Origin of the sequence: Cyanobacterium sp. HL-69 (genome assembly GCA_002813895.1) — a bacterium.
Taxonomy (GTDB): domain Bacteria; phylum Cyanobacteriota; class Cyanobacteriia; order Cyanobacteriales; family Cyanobacteriaceae; genus Cyanobacterium.
In genome coordinates this window covers 1,486,680-1,506,525 of the sequence record CP024912.1, presented here as the reverse complement: position 1 = coordinate 1,506,525, position 19,846 = coordinate 1,486,680, and the positions used below count along the sequence as shown (strand labels likewise).

The following is a 19,846-nucleotide window of genomic DNA, read 5'->3' as shown; positions in this document are numbered from 1 at the left end:
ATTATGCCTAGACAACGTACTATTAGGAAAAAAAATCATCCTGGTCAAAATTTAGACTCCTTTTTAGACGTATTAACCAATACCGTAGGAGTCCTCATGTTTATTGGTTTATTTGTTAGCTTATTAACCGTAGAAGCCGATAGAATAATTAAAACTCCCCTAAGGGCAGAAACTGATAAAAAAGGTGTTTTTTTTGAACTAAGAAACAACCAATTATTTTATATTAGTGATCCCGAAATTGAGACACAAATTGAGGATATATACTCTAGTTTACCCACTTGTAATCTTCCTGAGCCTCCTCGTAGTCGTAGTCAATTTGCTTATCAAACCTATCTCAATGAAATCAATATTTATAATAGCTGTACCAGCAATATTGCTCGTCGTGTTCAAAACTTTTCCGTAGATAATGGTCAATATAGAGTCAGTTTCACCGCTGATGCTTCCTTACGATATGAACCCATTTCCAACGCCCAAGGGGAAGAAAATCAGCAAATAGGGGCCGAAAATTCACAATTTGCCCAGATTCTACAAACCCTTAATCCCAATGAGCAATATGTGGCTTTTATAGTTCGTCCCGACAGTTTTTCTACTTTTCGGGCAGCTAGAGAAAAAGCCCTTACTAAGGGCTTTCAGGTAGGTTGGGAGCCTTTTGCCCAAAATAATATTCTCGTTTTTGGTTCTGGTGGTCGTTCTGTGGGAGTACAATAGATCATTGATAATTGAGAATGGATAATTGATAATTATTACAATTATTTTAATTTAAGAATAAAAACCTTTTATAAATATTTATAATGTCAATGGTAGGCAGTAATAAATTTTAGACATCAGATTTAGTATTATGTTATCGTTATGTCACAAAACACGTTTTTATATACTTTTTATTGAGTGAGAAATAATCAATCTAAATTAATTTTAAATTTTTCGATGCTGATCGAAAAACCAACGGGAATTACTAATTATATTAATCACATTTTTCCTTATTTAAAAGATTTAAATAATATTAGTCTAGCTAACAAAAATTTAATTAATAGTGCTGAGTGTAATTATAATATTTCTGATAAATTTAGTCCAGACTATGGCAGTAAAGGGCATTTTTTGCGATTATTATGGACTCAGTTTAAATTGCCTAAAATATATGGAACATTAGACGGAAATTTATTATTTTCCCCTGTGCCTGAGTTGCCCTTATTTACGCCAAAACTTTCTAAGGTGGTAATGGTACATGATTTAATTCCCCTCAGATTTCCTCAAAAAAAATCGGCTCTAAGTGCTTATTTTCGTTATTATGTACCCCAAGTATGTGAACAAGCAACCCATATTATTTGTAATTCAGAAAGTACAGCTAACGACATAATTAATTATTATGGTATTTCTGCGAAAAAAATTACTCCTATTTATTTAGGCTATAACTTTGATAAATTTAAAGTAATTGATGATGCAAAAGATATTAATAGAAAACCTTATTTTGTTTATTTAGGAAGACATGATCCTCATAAAAATTTAGTTAATATTCTTTCTGCTTTTGCTAAGTTTAAAAATAATAAAAATTATGAATTCTGGTTAGTGGGAGGAGAAGATAAACGTTATACTCCTTTACTTAAACAATTAGCCCGTGATTTAGGAGTTTTTGAACGGGTAGAGTTTTTAAATTATCTTGATGACCAAGAATTGGTTAAAGTATTAAATCAGGCTCAAGCACTTGTTTTTCCTACTCTTTGGGAAGGGTTTGGTTTTCCCGTAATAGAGGCGATGGCTTGTGGCACTCCTGTGATTACTTCTAATGTTTCTTCTTTACCTGAAGTGGCGGGAGATGGGGCTTTATTGGTTAATCCTTATGATGTGGATGACATTGCAGAAGCTATGAATGAAATTGTTAAGGATAAAGTGCGATCGCACTTAATAACTGAGGGATTGAAAAGGGTAAAAAAATTCAGCTGGGATAAAACAGGAAAAGAAACTTTGGAAGTTATTAAACAGTTTTTATAGATTATTAAAAATGAAAAAATACACCTATATTTTATTTTATAAACCCTATAACGTTCTTTGTCAATTTACCGATGATAGCCCCCATGCTTCCGAGCGAGAAACCCTAAAAAAGTATATTGATATACCCGATATTTATTCCGTGGGAAGACTCGATTTAGATAGTGAAGGTTTGTTATTATTAACTGATAATCCGAGGGTAAAACATCGTCTTTGTGATCCTTCCTTCGCCCATCCTCGAATTTATTGGGTACAGGTGGAAAATATCCCTTCTTCAGACTCTTTAAAACAGCTAGAAAATGGGGTAACAATTAAAGGCAAAAAAACAAAAAAAGCGATCGCCCTTAAACTAGAAAATGAACCAAAATTACCCCCCAGAAATCCTCCCATTCGTTACCGAAAAAATATCCCCACCAGTTGGATAGAATTAACCCTTACCGAGGGCAGAAATCGTCAAGTAAGGAAAATGACAGCTTCTATTAACCATCCTACTCTTAGATTAGTACGAAAGGCGATCGCCCTTACTCCCCAAATTCAGCTTACCATCGATAACTTAGATGTTGGACAAATTAGAGAATTAACCCCCCAAGAAAGACAAGCCATAGAATCAATATAACCAGACTATCAAAACAACTTAGTAATCAAAATACCATTGCCTATTACCTATTGCCCATTGCCTATTGCCCATTGCCCACCTTCATAACTCCACTTTTTCAGCAACCCTTAATCAATGAAAAAGATACAATGAAGATATATACTTCAATTTGAAATCATAAAAAAATATGACCGTAGCTTATCCTCGTAAATTGCGCAATAAAATGTCTGCCCGAGACATTCTTACAAGAGTTGTGGGCGATCGCCAAATTCACCTTATTACCCTCAATCGTTACCGTTATAACGAGCAGAGAAGTTGTAAAGACTTAACCAACCTCATCGAAACCCTCAATGGCAAACCCAGAGAATTAGTACAGGATTTATCGCACCATGTGGCAGATGAAGCCCGTCACGCCTATTGGTTAACGGATTTATTAGTAGAATTGGATGCTGACATTGATACTCCCCCAGGAATGTCCTACATCAACGAATTTGAGCGGTTAATTGATGAACCTCATAACATGGAAGATGCGGTTATAGATGCGATCGCAGCTATCAATGTTACTGAAAAAAGAGGATGTGAATTTTTCTCCGCCCATATCCACGCCCTCAAACAAGCTCCCCAAACCGAGGAAAACATCAAAATAAGAACCACCATAGAAAAGATTTTTCCCGAAGAAGCAGGTCATGTAAGATGGGGAAATCGTTGGTTAGCCAAAATTGCCGCCCAAAGCCCCGAAAAAAGAGCCAAAGTAGAACAGGCTAAACGTAAATATATCGCCATCGAACACGCTGCCTATGAGTGTGGTATGGACATCTTGGCAGGGGCAGAATTACGCCGTTTAAATAACCTCCTTGAGATTACTAAAACCATGACCGTTTGGGAACAAACTACCTATCTGATGGAAAAATTACCCCAAACATTATTTGACCCTCAATTGCAACTCACCCGCATTGATTTAGCCCAAAGAGCATGGAAAAGAAGCCCCCAAGACTTTATGGATAAATTTATCCCCATGTTTCTCCAAGGCATGAATTAAGTTTTGAGATATATATTTCAACAAGGGGTTTTAACCCCTTGCCCCTAATTCAGTGATTGAACAATGAAAGCTAAGGACTCCGCAGAAACTTAAGACCGAAATTGTTATAATAGTTAACTCATAACTTTCTCTCGAAATATTAATCACTATTAATAAATTCAATTATGTTTGATGCACTAGCAGAGCGTTTAGAAGATACATGGAAAAAATTGCGTGGTCAAGGAAAAATCTCGCAGTCAAATATCCAAGACGCACTACAAGAAGTTAGAAGAGCATTACTAGAAGCAGACGTTAATTTTCAGGTCGTCAAAAGTTTTGTGGCAGAGGTAGAAAAAAATGCCCTCGGTGCCGAAGTAATTTCAGGAGTTAACCCCCAACAGCAGTTCGTCAAAATTGTTTACGATGAGTTGGTTAAGGTGATGGGAGAAAGTAATGTTCCCCTTGCCAAAGCCGACAAAGCCCCCACAGTTATTCTTATGGCGGGGTTACAGGGTACAGGTAAAACCACTGCCACCGCCAAACTTGCCCTTTATTTACAAAAACAAAAACGCTCCTGCTTGATGGTAGCCACGGACGTATATCGCCCCGCGGCGATCGATCAGTTGATTACCCTAGGGGAGCAGATAAAGATCCCCGTATTCCAGCTTGGAAGCGATGCTAACCCCATAGAAATTGCCCGTCAGGGAGTAGCCCAAGCCCAAGAACAAGGCATCGATACGGTGATTATAGATACCGCTGGGCGATTACAGATTGACAAAGACATGATGGGGGAATTATCCCAAATCAAATCTACCGTTAATCCCCATGAAACCCTCTTGGTAGTAGATGCCATGACGGGGCAAGAGGCGGCTAATTTAACTAGAACTTTCCATGAAGAAATAGGCATTACAGGGGCGATTCTTACCAAAATGGATGGGGATAGCCGAGGGGGTGCCGCTCTTTCTGTGAGAACGATTTCGGGGCAACCTATTAAGTTTATTGGGGTTGGGGAAAAAGTAGAAGCCCTAGAACCTTTTTATCCCGATCGCATGGCATCCCGTATTTTAAATATGGGTGACATTGTCAGTCTAGTGGAAAAAGCCCAGGAGGAGCTAGACATCGGTGATGTGGAAAAAATGCAACGCAAAATGATGGAGGCGAAATTTGATTTTAACGACTTCCTCAAACAAATGCGTCTACTCAAAAATATGGGTTCTTTTGCGGGGGTAATGAAACTTATTCCAGGCATGAATAAAATTGGTGCTGGAGCCATAGAGCAAGGGGAAGCCCAATTAAAAATCACTGAGTCTATCATTAATTCTATGACCAAGGACGAAAGGGAAAACCCCGAAATTTTGGCAAAATCCCCTAACCGTCGTCGTCGTATCGCTAAAGGCTCTGGTCATCAGGAAAAAGAAGTTTCCCGTCTCATCAGTGATTTTACTAGGATGCGATCAATGATGCAACAAATGACCACTGGGGGAGGAATGCCAAGTATGCCCGGTATGGGAGGAATGCCGGGGATGGGCGGTTTGGGAGGACTTTTGGGGGGAAATGCACCCATGCCTGGCTCTCGTGGTAAAGGGGGCGGTAAACCCAAGAAGAAAAAGAAAAAACGTGGTTTTGCCGATTTATAAAACTAAATAGGGTTTGATGAAGAAGTAGGAGAGTAATTGATAATTAATAATGAAACTTTTATCTCTCCAAAACCTAACCTCTAATCCCTACCACCTAACACTTAGTTTATTCGGAACATAAACACCCATTGTGTAGTCTTGTTATTTAGAAGCACTTAGCATTAACATGGGTACAAAATAAGTTATGGTATCTTCTATTTCGTTATCATGGTCTAGTTTATCAATTGCTTTATCAAAACAAAGAGTGAAAATCGACCAACTCTCAAACACAGACCTAATATTGCGTTGCCAAGAGGGCAATAAACCTGACCGGGTAGCGTTTTCAGAACTCCTTAACCGCTATCAACCCTATGTTGATAAAATCCTCTATAATTTAGCCCCTGATTGGCATGACCGAGCGGATTTAGCTCAGGAGGTGTGGATTCGGGTTTATAAAAATATTAAACGGTTAAATGAACCCCAGAAGTTTAAGGGCTGGTTGAGTAGAATTACAACTAATTTGTTTTATGATCAGTTACGTAAAAGAAAACGCCATGCTCCCCCATTGTCTTTGGATGCTTCTATTACTCGTGGGGATGATGATGATTTAAAGTGGGAGATTCCTTCTGATGTTCCTCTACCTGAAGATAATTTAAGTACCGTTGAATTTTATGATTTGTTGAATAGTGCGATCGCCGATTTACCCGAAACATTCCGAGTAACCATCATTCTTAGAGAAATTCAAGGTCTAAGCTATGAAGAAATCTCCGATATTACCAAAGTTTCTTTAGGAACGGTAAAATCAAGAATAGCAAGGGCTAGAAATAGATTACAACTTTTGTTAAAACCATATTTAGAGAATCAAAATTAATTTTATTCGAACTCCTCAAACTTATACACTGTAAATATTATGTCTAATCACTCTTACCCTATCGATAAATGTACTTTTGAACTCCTCAGCGCTTATTTAGATGGGGAGGTGACTCCTACACAAAGAAAAGAAGTCCAAGAATTATTAGCCCAAGATCCCGAAGCTCAAGGGCTTTATCGTCGTTTACTCGCCCTCAGACAAGAAATTAATAGTTTACCCATCCCTCAGCCTCAATATACTCCTAGCCAAGTATGTAATGGCGTATTTGCCCAATTAGATAAAGAAGAAAAATATAAAAAACGTTTAGTAATTGGGGGAAGTGCGATCGCTGTTACCCTTCTAGCCACCATTGGTGGATTATTTACAGGAAATCGTAACCCCATTTGGCAAATGGCACAACAACCAACAGGGGAAAATGAAAGTTTAATGATTGCCCTCAACGAGCCTTTGATTGATTTACCCGTTAATGTGGATGAAGAAGCCCTCGATATTACTCTGGGTCAATCTTTATTGGATATGATTAACGAACCTTAAACCATTGACAATGGGCAATATAGAAGAAGTACATCATATGACCATAATCCTTTGGGTCAAATCAGAATCTTCCATAATAATTAGTCCGCATCAAACAAAATAGTTGATTGATTGTCTTTAAATTTAACCTTAGTAAGTGAAATTTTAACCTAGTAGAGAAAAACCTTTAATACTTTCTTTAATAAATAAAAACCCATATCTTATCGTATTAGAAATGACTAAATTCCAAATATAGGGATATTGAGGAAAACTCTTTAACAAAATCAACTCAGATAAAACATAATATCTGGGTTTACCTCGATATTCAGGGGGGTTATCTTCTATTCTGATTTGTTCAGATAAAGGTAATATATGACCGATAATATCTCCATTTTGAGTAAAACAATTAGCTTGAATAGCTAGACCTAATAAACGATCCAAACACCAAAAAGGAATATATTTAAACACAGAAAAAATAGTCATATTTTGACTTAACTTGATTAGGGCATCTTTAACCAATTTTGTTTTCCACACTTTTTTGTCAAAATTTTCTGTATGTCTGCCATGATAATCTTTTCTATCACGCCACAAAATATTAATATCAAAAGAATTTTGTAAAGGTGCGATCGGCATTTCCTGTAAATAGTTCTCCTCCCAAGATGGCTCTTTACTTTCCTTCCTACCATCCCAAATGGGTAAACTATCCACAGAAGATGGAACAAAACTCCATGGCATTGACAACTTATCTTTTTCACCATAAACATAAGATTTTCTAGCCAATCGAAGTATCCAACTATTAGGGAAACGTTGAAAATAAATTTTCACAATTTCAGCAATCTCAGGAATTAAATATTCATCACAATTAATAGTCAAAGTATATTCTGCCCTTGCATTTAATAGTCCAGTCATCCTTTGTATAATCTCTCCCCGAAAAGGTGCATTTATCTGTTGGATACGATAATCATCCACTTGAACTTTTTCCATTTCGGGAGGATGAACCAAAATAAACTCTACATTACCCTTCACTTTCGATATATTCTCTAGCCAATGAGCAGAAAAACCCTCCCTAGTGGGAGTTACAATAGTTAAATCAGGTTTTTGAAAAATAATATTATCCATATAAAATAGTGACTTATTGCAAAGATTTGTGTTCAAGATTAGATGTTTGCTCAGATTAAGTACATGAATATCATCTATTTGTTAATTTAAATTATTCCATCATAGATGAGTAGATCAGAATAGTCTCTTTTTATTTATTTACTTGATGAAGAATTTTACATTCTCGATTGTTAATTCTGCTATAAACTTTTATGTAATAGTGACTTTTCAGGAGTCAATAATTGTGAAAAAAATGTTAAATATACTATTAAGACCAAGTGCTGATACAAGACTGTATTTTCTGACCAAATCAAGAGCCAAACTAACTGTATTCTTATTCAGTCAGTAGCACCATTAATGTTTCCTTACTCATTAAACAAAAATTTCTGTGAATAACTCCTACTTATATCAATATCCTCCCCTAACATCAGGAATACTCCTGAAGCGATACAAAAGATTTTTAGCTGATATTCAACTAGACTCAGGGGAAGTTATCACCGCCCATTGTGCCAACACAGGACCTATGATTGGGGTGTGTGAGGTAGGAAAAAGGGTACAGCTATCCCATAGCAACAATCCTAAAAGGAAATTGGCTTATAGTTGGGAAATGATTGAGTTAGGAGAAAAGCAAAAAGTTTGGGTAGGTATCAATACAGGGTTGCCCAACAAAATTATTAAAATTGCCCTTGAAAATAACCTAATTCCCGAATTAGCAGGGCAATATGACACCGTAAAAAGCGAGGTTAAATTTGGGCAGGATAACAAAAGTCGTATTGATTTTGTTTTGAAAGGGGAAAACAACCAAAAACCTATTTATCTGGAAGTAAAAAATACTACTCTCACCCATAATAATCTCGCCCTATTTCCCGACACAGAAACTACCAGAGGGCAAAAACACCTGAGAGAATTAATCGCTCTTTGTGATGAAGCTATCCCTGTGATGCTTTATTTTATCAATCGCAGTGATTGTGATTTGTTTGCCCCCGGCAGAGAATTTGATCCTAAATACGGGGCCTTATTTGACGAGGCGAGGGAGAAAGGAGTGAAAATTTTACCTTGTCGTTTCGATGTATCCCCAGAAGGGGTTAAATATTTAGGTTTGGCAAAGATTATAGATTAAGATTAGATAATTCTGCCCTCGCCTTTTGAGAGAGGGGAAATCACTTTTGATTCCTACTTTGAATCATTCCTGCCAATTTTGGGGGACTTTAATGATTGATCCTTTTAACATTTTTCTGCTTCAATGGAACACCAATTTTCTTTGGAATGATAGGCTGTAATATTCCAATTATTATCCTTCAAAATTTGTTTTATATCCTCAGATTGGGTAACTAAAATACCACTCAAAATTACCCATCCTTGAGGTTTAATAATAGTTCCCATATAAGGAATCATAGTTTTAATAATTTCGGCAAGAATATTACAAACAATACCGTCAAGTTTTTCTTGACTTACTTCTTTGACTTTATCAATACTACCTTGAAAAACTTCAATATTATCAATATTATTGAACTCCATATTTTCGTGAGTCGCTCTCACTGCAAGGGGATCAATATCCGTGGCGATTATTTTTTCTACACCCAGTAAACGAGCAGTTAGGGATAAAATTCCTGTACCGCAACCAATATCGGCAATGGTAAGAGGTTGATTTTTATGCTCTAATTGTCTTTCTAAAGCTTCCATACATAGTTGTGTAGTGGGATGAACCCCTGTACCAAAGGCGGAACCTGGATCTAAGCGGATTACGTGGCGATCGCACTCAGGAGGCACATTAATCCAAGCGGGATAGACAACCATTTTCTGGCCGATTTCCATGGGTTGCCAATGGTCTTTCCAACTACTACTCCAATCTTGATCATCCATGGATTCATAGGAAAAATCAAATTCTCGCCCATCAAAATCTTCTTGAACTTCAGAAGCCAACTGCTGTAACTGTGGCTCAGTAATATCTACTGTGGGTACATATCCTTTTACATACCAGATACCATCATCTTGAATTAGAGCCGAACCCTTACAGCCAAACTCCTGTAGATGCCAGAAAATAGTATCCTCTAAATCAGGCACATTTTTTATTTTAATTTCCCACCAAGAAGAATTCATATATTAGTTATTAGTGTTAAACAGTTTTCCACATATTTGAAAGTGATCAAATAAAAACCATATTTTTTAACAAGGGGTTTAAACCCCTTGCGTTGAATGATGACAATGATCTATAAACTTACGGTATAAGCATCGGTAACACCGCCTACCTTGAGGATTTCAGGTAAAACACCTTCAGGTAAAGGATCATCAATACTAAGTACCATCACAGCGTCCCCACGGACGATTTTGCGCCCTACTTGCATACTGGCAATGTTAACGTTGAAGTTACCCAACAAAGAGCCAATTTTACCAATAATACCGGGTACATCACGGTGGAGGGTAAAAAGCATATAGCTATTAGGGGGAACATTCACAGGAAAACCATTAATGCTGGTGATGCGAATTTCTCCATCGTTTAATAATGCGCCTGTAACCGCATGGGTGCCTTTGGTGCCAACGGCTTCGAGGTAAATAGAGTTACTGTAATCCTTAATGGTTGCGTCTCTGGTTTCGATGAGGTGGATGCCTCTTTCTTTGGCTTCGATGGCGGCGTTAACGTAGTTAACTCTTTCTCGGAGGGCTTTGGATAACAAACCTTTGAGAGATGCTGTTACTAAAGGTTGACTGCTATTATCAGCTAAGTCTCCTTGTAGTTTAACATTTAAGCTCTCCACACGATCGCCCGCTAACTGTCCTACCAAATTACCGAGGGTTTCCGCTAAACGCATATAAGGACGTAATTTTTCCATGACATCGGGGCTTAATCCGGGGATATTGACCGCACTACGGGCAGGAAGTCCGAGTAATACATCTCTAATTTGTTCGGCTACGTCAATGGCAACGTTTACTTGAGCTTCAGCGGTGGATGCACCTAAGTGGGGGGTTAAAATAATATTGTTACCCAATTCCCTGAGTTTAGATTCCCCTAAAGGCTCAGAGGCAAACACATCAAGGGCTGCACCGCCAATTTTACCTTCTTTGAGGGTTTCATAGAGGGCATCTTCATCGATGATACCACCCCTAGCACAGTTGATAATTCTGGCATGGGGCTTCATTTTGGAAAGGGATTCAGCGTTGATGAGATTAGCTGTTTCTTTAGTTTTGGGAATGTGGAGGGTAATATAATCGGATTCGCTGAAAAGGATGTCTAAATCTACTAGGGTACAACCCAATTGATTAGCTCTTTCTTGGGAAATGAAAGGGTCATAGGCTAAAATTTTCATACCCATGGCTTTACCCACTTTCGCCACGTGGGAGCCAATTTTCCCTAAACCTACTACCCCAAGGGTTTTTTTGTAAACTTCAGAACCGATATAGCTTTTACGATCCCATTTTCCTTCTTTTACTGACTGATTGGCATCGGGAATGTGACGGGAAAGAGACAACATCATCGCTAAGGCGTGTTCAGCGGCTGCGATGGTATTTCCTTCGGGGGAGTTTACCACCACAATGCCTTTACGGGTAGCGGATGGCACATGGACGTTATCAACCCCTACCCCTGCTCTACCAATAATTTTGAGGTTATCGGCTGCTTGAATTACTTTTTCTGTCACCTTCGTACCTGAGCGAATCATCAAAGCATCATATTGGGGAATGATGGCGGTTAATTCGTCTTCGGATAATCCTGTTTTGATGTCAACTTGGGCTACTTGAGTGAGAATTTTAATACCTGCCTCATCGACAGAATCTGATACTAGAACTTTTGCCATACTAAATATATAAATAATCTTAATTGTACTAAGGGCGATCTCTCTAGGGTTCGGTATCACCCAAACTCCTTACCTAATAGATCATGAACTGATCGCCTCTGTCATATTATCATCATTCTTTGTTCTTATCTGTATTTTGGCTTTCACATCATTAATTTTTCATAAGAAAAAATTATCGCTATTATGCTTGACAGCTATATCACTATAAAGTAATATAAAAATATAGCAATAAAAAAGCTATGAAGTCCACAAAGAATGAAATTATAAAAACCATGACAACAATACTACAGCAAGAGAAAGTTTCAAGCTGGGAACAGTTTTGTCAGTGGATCACCTCTACCAACAACCGCTTATACATAGGCTGGTTTGGAGTATTGATGATCCCCACATTATTAACAGCAACCATCTGTTTTATCATTGCCTTCATCGCCGCTCCTCCCGTGGATATTGATGGAATTCGAGAGCCTGTATCAGGTGCATTACTTTATGGTAATAATATAATTACTGCCGCCGTTGTACCCAGTTCCAATGCCATCGGACTACACTTCTATCCCATTTGGGAAGCAGCCACCCTCGATGAATGGTTATATAACGGAGGCCCTTACCAATTAATCATTTTCCATTTCCTCATAGGTATCTTTTGCTATATGGGCAGACAGTGGGAATTATCTTACCGCCTTGGTATGCGTCCTTGGATTTGCGTTGCCTACAGTGCTCCTGTGTCCGCCGCTACCGCCGTTCTATTAATTTACTCCATTGGACAGGGTTCCTTTTCCGATGGTTTACCCCTCGGTATTAGCGGTACTTTTAACTTTATGTTTGTTCTTCAAGCCGAACATAATGTACTAATGCACCCTTTCCATATGATAGGTGTGGCTGGGGTATTTGGAGGGGCTTTATTCTCCGCCATGCACGGTTCTTTGGTTACATCTTCTTTAATTCGGGAAACCACCGAAATCGAATCTCAAAGTTTAGGTTATAAATTCGGACAAGAAGAAGAAACCTATAATATCGTAGCTGCCCATGGTTATTTTGGTCGCCTAATATTCCAATATGCTTCTTTCAATAACAGTCGTGCTTTACATTTTCTCTTGGGTGCTTGGCCTGTGGTGGGCATTTGGTTCGCCGCCCTCGCCGTATCCTGTTTTGCCTTCAACCTCAATGGTTTTAATTTTAACCACTCTATCCTTAACAGTGAGGGAGAAGCCATCAACACTTGGGCTGATGTGATTAACCGTGCCAACATTGGTATTGAAGTAATGCACGAACGCAATGTTCATAACTTCCCCTTAGATTTAGCTAGTGCTGAGCCTGTATCTGCACCTATTATTAACGGTTAATTTACTCGTTATCAAACGAACTAAAACACTATCACCCTTCCATTTTTTGGGAGGGTATTTTATTGGGTGGTATAGTTATTTAAGTGAGTTTTGAGACAGTTTCACCAGCTAAAATCCCTATTCTATAAATCTTTTATAATCTGGTAGTGTTTCATCTTCATTTAGAGTAACTATAAAAGTAAAAATGAGCCTAATCAGGGGGACGAATTAACCCATCGGGTTGATCTAATTCGATATTGGGTCCTAAATCAATAACCTCTATATCCCATTGTCCTCGTCTAGCGGTTTCAAAGATGATGTAACGACCGTCAGGACTGATGCGGGGGTTTCTTAGCCAACTACGATAACCCTGGGTAATTAGCTGATTTTGACGGGTGGCACGGTCATATAAAAAAATGTCTGGTCGTCCTTGAATGCTGGAAAGATACACTAAATAACGACCTGTGCGACTAATACTAGGGCTATCGGCGATCGCACCATCCTTATTTAATCCGGGTAAATCAACCAAAGAACGCTGTTGTAAATCAAACAAAAGGATTTCCCTACGACCATAACGGTTGGATACCATGGCCAACCAACGCCCATCCCCACTAATGGCAGGTTGTTCATCGTTATAGCGACTGTTGAGGGAATTGGGGGTAATGGAGATATTATTGCTACCACAACCGCCCAAAAGTAAAGCAGAGCCTAGCAATAGAGAGATAGGAATTAGTTTCAAAGGACTAATCAAAACACAATTATTAATTAGTAGTCAAAATCAGGGGAACCAGAAGGGCGATTGTTGACAGGGGGACGAGGTTGGTTGTCTGGCTCATTGCCATAGCCATTATTGTCATCATCAATGGGTTGATAATCTACATATTCACTACCCATGGATGCCACCATGTCCTCGGGAGAGCGAGGGCGACGGGAAGGAGGTCTCCTGGTGGGACGACCACTGGATTCTGTACGAGTGGGGGGGGCAGGGCGATCGCCCCTAGAACCCCTTGTACTGCGACGGGGCGGGTTATCATCCCAATGATCTGGTGCTTCATCCCAATCCGCCTCATAACCTCTACTAGGGGGAGCAGAAGGACGACGGGAGCGGGGCATATTTTCCCCATCAAGACTACTACGACGGGGTTTACGAGCGCGAGGAGGCTCTTCTACATAACTACTGCGACGACTAGGAGTTCTATCGGGGCTACCTTCAAGGCGACGACGGGGAATAACTTCCCTCTCAGGCTCTTCTTCTTCATAGGAATCATACTGATCCAACTCAGCCCGATATACTCGGCTCACGGGGCGATCTTCCTCTACATAGGAACCAGTGCGCTTGGCTTGGTCATTGGTAGCCCCCCGAAGGCGAATTGTCTCGATGGCAAAAAATACCGCCGAACCCGCCAACAATAATTGGCTAAACTGAAGAATAGGATCTAAACGCCATCCATGCCACAACAAAATACCGCCACACAATAAGCCCACAGCGGCGAAAAAAATATCATGATCCCTCGAAATTTCGGGACGGAGCGATCGCATCAAATACAAGCCACCCCCTGCTACTGCCAAAAATATACCCAAAATACTGGCAGAATTAAGACCAAAATTGACCATTCCCAAAATATTCGGGGATGTAAAAATAAAATTAACCATCACTAAAAAATTGCTTTGCTATCTTTTTCCTATCTTAACCAGATTCACCCATCAGATTAAATAACTTCCAATTTATATTAAAAACTGACGTTACGCACTCATTTATAAGTTAAGTTTTATCTGTAAGTTTTAACAAGGGGCTTAAGCCCCTTGCCCAACTCCTAGCGCCCTACCCAGCACGTGTACAAACACAATATGAACATCCAACGTTTTGATCATCTCAAACTAATTATATTTTTGCGTAACATCAGTTAAAAAATAAACCGCCCAAAATATTTTTTAACCTGCCATAAAAAACTAACTCTTTACTAAAAGAGGGGTTGAAGCTCAACCCCCCATAGCCTTAGTTAACGGCGAATTTTGTCAGCTTGGCTCACGAGGATTAAACCAACAGTTGCAGGGATTACAACAATTGCACCACCCCATAACAAGCTCCAGAGAAAATTAGATAAAGAAGGAGTCATAAACTTTTTATACTGTGTATTTTCTAAAATATGGTCTTATCCATTTTACCTTACAATAGATATGAATTTAAGCAAACATAAAGTATCTTAACTCATGAATTTAGCAATAATTAGTACAATTGTTTTAGGTATATTATTATTGGTCATGACCCTTTTGTTTATATTTCGCATCGTCATGACATGGTATCCCAACATCGATGTTAGTAAATTTCCCTACAAAATCGCCTATATACCCACGGAGCCTTTTTTAGTCCCCACCCGTAAGGTTATTCCTCCCCTCGGTGGTATTGATATTACCCCCATTGTTTGGTTAGGTATTATCACCCTTCTGCGGGAAGTTTTATTAGGGCAACAGGGCATTATCACCATGGCCATGAGGTAGTTTAAGAATTGAGAATGAAACCTATTTTTAACTGGCGTTGCTCACTCTGAATTATTTAACTTGTATCATGGATAACAGAAAATTGAATTGAGTAAGATAAAAAAATAATGGACTCCATCGAAGTAAATGGCATTTGTGCCTATGGTTATACGGGCTTATTCCAAGAGGAAAGAACTTTAGGACAATGGTTTGAGGTAGATTTAACTATGTGGTTAGATTTAGAGCCATCAGCAAAAAGTGATGACATCGAAAAAACCGTTGATTATCGTCAGGCTATTACCATGGTTAAACATATTATTAAAACTGCTAAATTTGCCTTGGTAGAAAAATTAGCGGATGTAATTGCCGAAGATGTTTTAAAAATCGATTTAGTGACCAAAGTTAGAGTAAGATTACGAAAACCAGCGCCCCCTATTCCCGATTTTAGTGGCAGCATTACTATAGACATTACTAGAAGTCAATAGTGTTTGCAAAAATTAACCTATTTGTCAACTATTACTACAATTTTTATAGGTCATATTTAGGCTCGATCGCCCTCTAGCTCTTTCTTACATCCTCTGGCTTGATTTTGCTCTTATTTTCTAAATGAACGAAAGTCAAGAAAATTGGGTCAAATTAATAAGTAAGCTAGAAGGCTATTTTTTTGACTATGGATAATTAGTTAATTTTTTTGAAGACAATCGTAACCAGACAAAATATTTTGAGTACGATAAATATTGAGGGTAACGGTTGAATTAAGAGTAACCCATGGGGTGAAAGTAATGTTTAATTATCTGCCGTCAAAAGTTAATTAGTTATTTTGGTCTTGTGTAAATATTTCCCTAACTGTTGTCTAACGGAGGTTTATATGGTGTACCGTTTTAAAAATATGAGCGTTGCTTTGTGGCAATATCTTAATCAACCCTTGTTTTGTCGTGATGTACAACAGTCGGTATGGAAACCCAGTCGTTTTTGGTATCTTTACAAAATCAAGTTTTTGGAAGCCTGTCTAAGTAAAGAGTTTATTACCCAAACCCGTAATCCTTCTGGCCACGACGAGTTTAGGGCTGGAAACTAAATTTTATGGCTTTTATTTTGGGGCTAGGTTGAGAATTGACAATTGACCATCGACCATTAACAATTAACAATTAACAATGCACTAGCCATTGAATCTGCTCCAATATAAATTATTTTTATTTCCGATGATTGATAACCTTAGACAAATTTTTGCCACTACTCTTAAACAAACTTTTGGGGATGATGTTACCCTTATGGAGCCTTTGGTGGTACCTGCTACTAATCCTCGATTTGGGGATTATCAATGTAATGTGGCTCTTCCCCTTGCCAAAGAGTTGAAAGATAATCCAAGGGCGATCGCCCAGCGTATAGTTGATAATATAAACTTAGAAGAATTTTGTCAACCTTTGCAAATTGCAGGGCCAGGATTTATCAACATTACCATCAAACCCGAATATATCGCCCAACAAATCACCTCAGCCTATCAGGATGAGCGTTTAGGGGTAACAAAAATTGACTCTCAAGGAAAAACCATCATCGACTTTTCTAGCCCCAACATCGCCAAAGAAATGCACGTAGGGCATTTACGCTCAACCATTATCGGTGATAGCATTGCCCGAATTTTAGAATTTAGAGGGCATGATGTCCTAAGACTAAACCATGTGGGGGATTGGGGTACCCAATTTGGGATGTTAATTGCTTTTTTACGCCAAGAAAAACCCGAAGTATTAACCACCGCCAATGCCGTTGCCATTGGTGATTTAGTCACTTTATATAAACAGGCAAAATTAAAATTTGACCAAGATTCTGAATTTAAAGAAGAAGCCCGTCAAGAAGTAGTAAAATTACAAAGTAAAGATCCTGAAAGCATTAAAGCATGGCAACTTTTGTGTGAACAATCAAGAAAAGAATTTGAAGTTATTTATAATCTTTTAGACATAGAATTAACTGAAAGAGGAGAATCTTTTTATAATCCCTTTTTACCCGCAGTTATTAATGCTTTAGAAGAAGAAAATTTATTAGTAGAAGATCAAGGGGCTAAGTGTGTTTTCCTTGATAACTTTGTTAATAAACAAGGTGATCCTTTACCCCTAATTGTACAGAAATCTGATGGGGGTTACAACTATGCAACCACTGATTTAGCGTGTCTAAAATACCGCATCGAAGAAGATAAAGCCACTAAAATTGTTTATGTTACCGATGCGGGACAAAGTAACCATTTTACTCAAGTTTTCCAAGTAGCCCAAAAAGCTAATTTCATCCCCGAAAATGTAGAATTAATCCATGTTCCTTTTGGGTTAGTTTTAGCAGAAGATGGTAAAAAAATCAAGACTAGATCTGGAGAAACTATCCGCTTAAAAGATTTGTTAGATGAAGCCATTAATCGAGCTAAAAAAGACTTAGAAAGTCGCCTTGAAAGTGAGAAAAGAAATGAGGATGAAACCTTTATTAATCATGTTAGTAAAGTAGTGGGTTTGAGTGCTGTAAAATATGCTGATTTAAGTCAAAATCGCACCACTGATTACAAATTTAGCTTTGATAAAATGTTGGCTTTACAGGGTAATACTGCTCCTTATCTTTTGTATGCTTATGTGAGAGTACAGGGAATTAGTCGTAAAGGTAATATTGATTTAGAAAATCTGGAAATTAATCAATCTTTGATTATTAAAGAAGAGAGTGAGTTAGTTTTAGCAAAACATCTTTTACAGTTAGATTTTATTATTAAGGAAGTTGAGCGAGATTTATTGCCGAATCGACTTTGTTTGTATTTGTTTGAATTGAGTCAAAAGTTTAATCAATTTTATGACCAATGTCCTATTTTACAAGCTGAGGATGATATTAAGTTATCTCGTTTAATTTTGGCTGATTTGACTGCTAAGGTAATTAAATTAGGTTTATCTTTGTTAGGAATTTCTGTATTAGAAAGAATGTAGATTTAATAATTGATAATCAATAATTGAGAAGTGATAATGAATAATTTAAGGTTATTTTGCTATAACTAATATTTTTGTTTTTTTGTAAATTTTTAGTAATAATTTATAATTAATTAGTAGCAGAATAACCATTAAAAATTTAGAGACAAGGGGGTTAAACCCCCTGTTTTATTGATTGATGTATAAATGTTGAAATGAAATAATATTTGAAATTGTGTTAGGCTAGAGAGTATTAAGAATATTTTGTTAAAGACAAAGAACTTGTTTTTAATTCTTCTGTAATTTTATTAATAGTAATTATAATTATATTTTTCGATGTTTTTAGGCGGAATATTTCGCTATAAGTTCGGCTCTATTTACTATAAACAAGAGTTAGTGATAATTTCTTTTTTATTTTTAGGAGCTTTTTTTTTATGTACCGTTAACCTTGGTAATTTACCCTTTTATGATGGCAGAGAATATTTTTTTGCAGAGATAACAACGGAAATTTATCAGTCTTTTTCTAATAATTTAAATTGGTTATTTCCCCATTATACAGAGAGTTTTTATGGTACAAAACCTCCTTTAATGCACATTTTGACGGCGGTTGCTTATGATGTGTGGGGTTTTAATGAATTTGCTACTCGTATTGTGGGGGCGACTTTAACGGCGTTATCTGTGCCTCTGCTTTATTGTTTGGGTAGGGAGTTGTTTCCTATCCGCTTCTATGCTCTGTTTGCGGCTTTGGTTTATCTTACCACTACTCCTGTCATTTTCTATGGTCGTTTGGCGATGTTTGATGGGGTAAGGTTATGTTGTGAGATTTTTTTCTTTCTATCTATTCTCATCTCTCGTCGGGATTTACGATGGGCTTTGGGGGTGGGCATTAGTCTTTCTTTAATTTCTCTTGCTTTGGGGTGGGATATTGCGATATTGTTAGGTGCGATCGCACTTATTTTTTTATGGTGGGATACTCCACGTTTATTAAACTCTAGTTATTTTTGGTTGGGAATAATGTTGGGCATCATACCAGCGATGTTGTGGTATGGGGGGGAATATCTACACACTAGGGAAGATAATTACCCGTTAATTGACATGGAGTTACCAACGTTGGACACATTATATTACTCTCAATATTCGATTGTTAATGTATTGAGTAAATTTTCTTCTTGGATTGTAATTGGTTGTTTCGGTTTTATTTCTGCTCTCAAAAATAAAAACTATAGTTGGGGAAAATTATGCTTAATTTGGTTTTTTTTATCCCTTGTTATAACTTTATTTTTAAATCCATCTCACAATTATATTAGTCTAGTTTCATTATACATTCCCATGGCGATCGTATCTGGCTATGTATTGGGGGAAATTGTCAGACAACCTCCATGGATACCCTACCCCAAATCTTGGGGTTATTTCTTTTGTATCTTGAGCTTTATTACTTTAGGTATTGCCATATTTTATCTTCTCCAATTTAACCATTGGCATAGCTCTTTATTTTCTATTTTAACTTCTTATTTTATTTGTTTTTTTACAGCATTTATACTTATTAATAAACAAAACGAATACTTTATATTTATTCTTTTTTGGGGTAAATATATTAGTTTAATCTTATTATTTAACCTTCACTAATTTATTTT

At 37.6% G+C, this 19,846-nt stretch carries 20 protein-coding genes; 14 read left to right on the top strand and 6 right to left on the bottom strand.

The annotated features are described in order from the left end of the window. The first annotated feature begins 3 nt into the window (after nucleotides 1-3). The 7 genes from AA637_RS06980 (at nucleotide 4) to AA637_RS06950 (ending at nucleotide 6,617) form a co-directional block, all read left to right on the top strand. Nucleotides 4-708 (top strand): hypothetical protein, encoded by a 705-nt coding sequence (locus AA637_RS06980; protein ID WP_446684456.1) that lies wholly within the window; start codon nucleotides 4-6, stop codon nucleotides 706-708. 216 nt (nucleotides 709-924) lie between these two features. Further along, nucleotides 925-1,986, top strand: coding sequence for a glycosyltransferase family 4 protein (locus tag AA637_RS06975; protein ID WP_446684455.1), 1,062 nt, complete (start codon nucleotides 925-927; stop codon nucleotides 1,984-1,986). 10 nt (nucleotides 1,987-1,996) lie between these two features. Continuing rightward, nucleotides 1,997-2,599 (top strand): pseudouridine synthase, encoded by a 603-nt coding sequence (locus AA637_RS06970; protein WP_446684454.1) that lies wholly within the window; start codon nucleotides 1,997-1,999, stop codon nucleotides 2,597-2,599. 166 nt (nucleotides 2,600-2,765) lie between these two features. After that, complete coding sequence (locus tag AA637_RS06965) at nucleotides 2,766-3,617, top strand: ferritin-like domain-containing protein (protein ID WP_446684453.1); 852 nt, start codon at nucleotides 2,766-2,768, stop codon at nucleotides 3,615-3,617. Between the two features lie 164 nt (nucleotides 3,618-3,781). After that, entirely contained in the window at nucleotides 3,782-5,233 is a 1,452-nt protein-coding gene (gene ffh / locus AA637_RS06960) for a signal recognition particle protein (RefSeq protein ID WP_446684452.1), read from the top strand. 184 nt (nucleotides 5,234-5,417) lie between these two features. Then, on the top strand, nucleotides 5,418-6,083 hold the full coding sequence (locus AA637_RS06955) for a sigma-70 family RNA polymerase sigma factor (protein WP_446684451.1): 666 nt from the start codon (nucleotides 5,418-5,420) through the stop codon (nucleotides 6,081-6,083). Nucleotides 6,084-6,122: 39 nt separating this feature from the next. Beyond that, nucleotides 6,123-6,617 carry an anti-sigma factor family protein gene (locus AA637_RS06950; protein WP_446684450.1) on the top strand — a complete coding sequence of 165 codons (495 nt, stop codon included), beginning with the start codon at nucleotides 6,123-6,125 and terminating at the stop codon, nucleotides 6,615-6,617. 144 nt (nucleotides 6,618-6,761) lie between these two features. Here the strand turns inward: AA637_RS06950 and AA637_RS06945 are convergent, their stop codons facing one another. Next, nucleotides 6,762-7,715, bottom strand: a complete 954-nt coding sequence (locus tag AA637_RS06945) for a glycosyltransferase (protein WP_446684449.1) — start codon at nucleotides 7,713-7,715, stop codon at nucleotides 6,762-6,764. 367 nt (nucleotides 7,716-8,082) lie between these two features. Here AA637_RS06945 and sfsA point away from each other — a divergent pair, with 367 nt between their 5' ends. Further along, complete coding sequence (gene sfsA / locus AA637_RS06940; protein ID WP_446684448.1) at nucleotides 8,083-8,814, top strand: DNA/RNA nuclease SfsA; 732 nt, start codon at nucleotides 8,083-8,085, stop codon at nucleotides 8,812-8,814. Between the two features lie 104 nt (nucleotides 8,815-8,918). Here the strand turns inward: sfsA and prmA are convergent, their stop codons facing one another. Then, complete coding sequence (gene prmA, locus AA637_RS06935) at nucleotides 8,919-9,794, bottom strand: 50S ribosomal protein L11 methyltransferase (RefSeq protein ID WP_446684447.1); 876 nt, start codon at nucleotides 9,792-9,794, stop codon at nucleotides 8,919-8,921. 110 nt (nucleotides 9,795-9,904) lie between these two features. Beyond that, nucleotides 9,905-11,485, bottom strand: a complete 1,581-nt coding sequence (gene serA / locus AA637_RS06930; RefSeq protein WP_446684446.1) for a phosphoglycerate dehydrogenase — start codon at nucleotides 11,483-11,485, stop codon at nucleotides 9,905-9,907. 272 nt (nucleotides 11,486-11,757) lie between these two features. Here serA and psbA point away from each other — a divergent pair, with 272 nt between their 5' ends. Continuing rightward, nucleotides 11,758-12,825: a photosystem II q(b) protein gene (psbA, locus tag AA637_RS06925; protein ID WP_446684445.1), complete on the top strand. Its 1,068-nt coding sequence runs from the start codon at nucleotides 11,758-11,760 to the stop codon at nucleotides 12,823-12,825. Between the two features lie 190 nt (nucleotides 12,826-13,015). Here psbA and AA637_RS06920 read toward each other — a convergent pair whose 3' ends face one another. The 3 genes from AA637_RS06920 to psbX all read right to left on the bottom strand — a co-directional run bounded on the left by AA637_RS06920 (nucleotide 13,016) and on the right by psbX (nucleotide 14,921). Further along, entirely contained in the window at nucleotides 13,016-13,555 is a 540-nt protein-coding gene (locus AA637_RS06920; protein ID WP_446684444.1) for a TolB family protein, read from the bottom strand. A gap of 14 nt (nucleotides 13,556-13,569) precedes the next feature. Next, the gene (locus AA637_RS06915; RefSeq protein ID WP_446684443.1) at nucleotides 13,570-14,418 is read right to left on the bottom strand and encodes a Ycf66 family protein; all 849 of its coding nucleotides are present in this window, start codon (nucleotides 14,416-14,418) and stop codon (nucleotides 13,570-13,572) included. Nucleotides 14,419-14,804: 386 nt separating this feature from the next. Beyond that, nucleotides 14,805-14,921: a photosystem II reaction center X protein gene (gene psbX, locus AA637_RS06910; RefSeq protein ID WP_069790738.1), complete on the bottom strand. Its 117-nt coding sequence runs from the start codon at nucleotides 14,919-14,921 to the stop codon at nucleotides 14,805-14,807. A gap of 94 nt (nucleotides 14,922-15,015) precedes the next feature. Here psbX and AA637_RS06905 point away from each other — a divergent pair, with 94 nt between their 5' ends. From AA637_RS06905 to AA637_RS06885, 5 genes are all read left to right on the top strand, one after another. Then, nucleotides 15,016-15,303 (top strand): YggT family protein, encoded by a 288-nt coding sequence (locus AA637_RS06905; RefSeq protein WP_069790737.1) that lies wholly within the window; start codon nucleotides 15,016-15,018, stop codon nucleotides 15,301-15,303. A 107-nt stretch (nucleotides 15,304-15,410) separates the two neighbouring features. Then, nucleotides 15,411-15,767, top strand: coding sequence for a dihydroneopterin aldolase (gene folB / locus AA637_RS06900; RefSeq protein ID WP_069790736.1), 357 nt, complete (start codon nucleotides 15,411-15,413; stop codon nucleotides 15,765-15,767). 404 nt (nucleotides 15,768-16,171) lie between these two features. After that, complete coding sequence (locus AA637_RS06895) at nucleotides 16,172-16,360, top strand: hypothetical protein (RefSeq protein ID WP_242411941.1); 189 nt, start codon at nucleotides 16,172-16,174, stop codon at nucleotides 16,358-16,360. 124 nt (nucleotides 16,361-16,484) lie between these two features. Next, a complete protein-coding gene (gene argS, locus AA637_RS06890; protein WP_446684442.1) occupies nucleotides 16,485-18,233 on the top strand; it encodes an arginine--tRNA ligase in 1,749 nt (582 codons plus the stop codon). Between the two features lie 315 nt (nucleotides 18,234-18,548). After that, on the top strand, nucleotides 18,549-19,838 hold the full coding sequence (locus AA637_RS06885) for an ArnT family glycosyltransferase (protein ID WP_446684441.1): 1,290 nt from the start codon (nucleotides 18,549-18,551) through the stop codon (nucleotides 19,836-19,838). Nucleotides 19,839-19,846: the final 8 nt, after the last annotated feature.

What these genes read in the sequence shown, in the direction of transcription:
- AA637_RS06980 (WP_446684456.1), top strand. Translation starts at nt 4, where the DNA reads ATGCCTAGACAACGTACTATTAGGAAAAAAAATCATCCTGGTCAAAAT.
- AA637_RS06975 (WP_446684455.1), top strand. Translation starts at nt 925, where the DNA reads ATGCTGATCGAAAAACCAACGGGAATTACTAATTATATTAATCACATT.
- AA637_RS06970 (WP_446684454.1), top strand. Translation starts at nt 1,997, where the DNA reads ATGAAAAAATACACCTATATTTTATTTTATAAACCCTATAACGTTCTT.
- AA637_RS06965 (WP_446684453.1), top strand. Translation starts at nt 2,766, where the DNA reads ATGACCGTAGCTTATCCTCGTAAATTGCGCAATAAAATGTCTGCCCGA.
- ffh (WP_446684452.1), top strand. Translation starts at nt 3,782, where the DNA reads ATGTTTGATGCACTAGCAGAGCGTTTAGAAGATACATGGAAAAAATTG.
- AA637_RS06955 (WP_446684451.1), top strand. Translation starts at nt 5,418, where the DNA reads ATGGTATCTTCTATTTCGTTATCATGGTCTAGTTTATCAATTGCTTTA.
- AA637_RS06950 (WP_446684450.1), top strand. Translation starts at nt 6,123, where the DNA reads ATGTCTAATCACTCTTACCCTATCGATAAATGTACTTTTGAACTCCTC.
- AA637_RS06945 (WP_446684449.1), bottom strand. Translation starts at nt 7,715, where the DNA reads ATGGATAATATTATTTTTCAAAAACCTGATTTAACTATTGTAACTCCC.
- prmA (WP_446684447.1), bottom strand. Translation starts at nt 9,794, where the DNA reads ATGAATTCTTCTTGGTGGGAAATTAAAATAAAAAATGTGCCTGATTTA.
- serA (WP_446684446.1), bottom strand. Translation starts at nt 11,485, where the DNA reads ATGGCAAAAGTTCTAGTATCAGATTCTGTCGATGAGGCAGGTATTAAA.
- psbA (WP_446684445.1), top strand. Translation starts at nt 11,758, where the DNA reads ATGACAACAATACTACAGCAAGAGAAAGTTTCAAGCTGGGAACAGTTT.
- AA637_RS06915 (WP_446684443.1), bottom strand. Translation starts at nt 14,418, where the DNA reads ATGGTCAATTTTGGTCTTAATTCTGCCAGTATTTTGGGTATATTTTTG.
- psbX (WP_069790738.1), bottom strand. Translation starts at nt 14,921, where the DNA reads ATGACTCCTTCTTTATCTAATTTTCTCTGGAGCTTGTTATGGGGTGGT.
- AA637_RS06905 (WP_069790737.1), top strand. Translation starts at nt 15,016, where the DNA reads ATGAATTTAGCAATAATTAGTACAATTGTTTTAGGTATATTATTATTG.
- folB (WP_069790736.1), top strand. Translation starts at nt 15,411, where the DNA reads ATGGACTCCATCGAAGTAAATGGCATTTGTGCCTATGGTTATACGGGC.
- AA637_RS06895 (WP_242411941.1), top strand. Translation starts at nt 16,172, where the DNA reads ATGAGCGTTGCTTTGTGGCAATATCTTAATCAACCCTTGTTTTGTCGT.
- argS (WP_446684442.1), top strand. Translation starts at nt 16,485, where the DNA reads ATGATTGATAACCTTAGACAAATTTTTGCCACTACTCTTAAACAAACT.
- AA637_RS06885 (WP_446684441.1), top strand. Translation starts at nt 18,549, where the DNA reads ATGTTTTTAGGCGGAATATTTCGCTATAAGTTCGGCTCTATTTACTAT.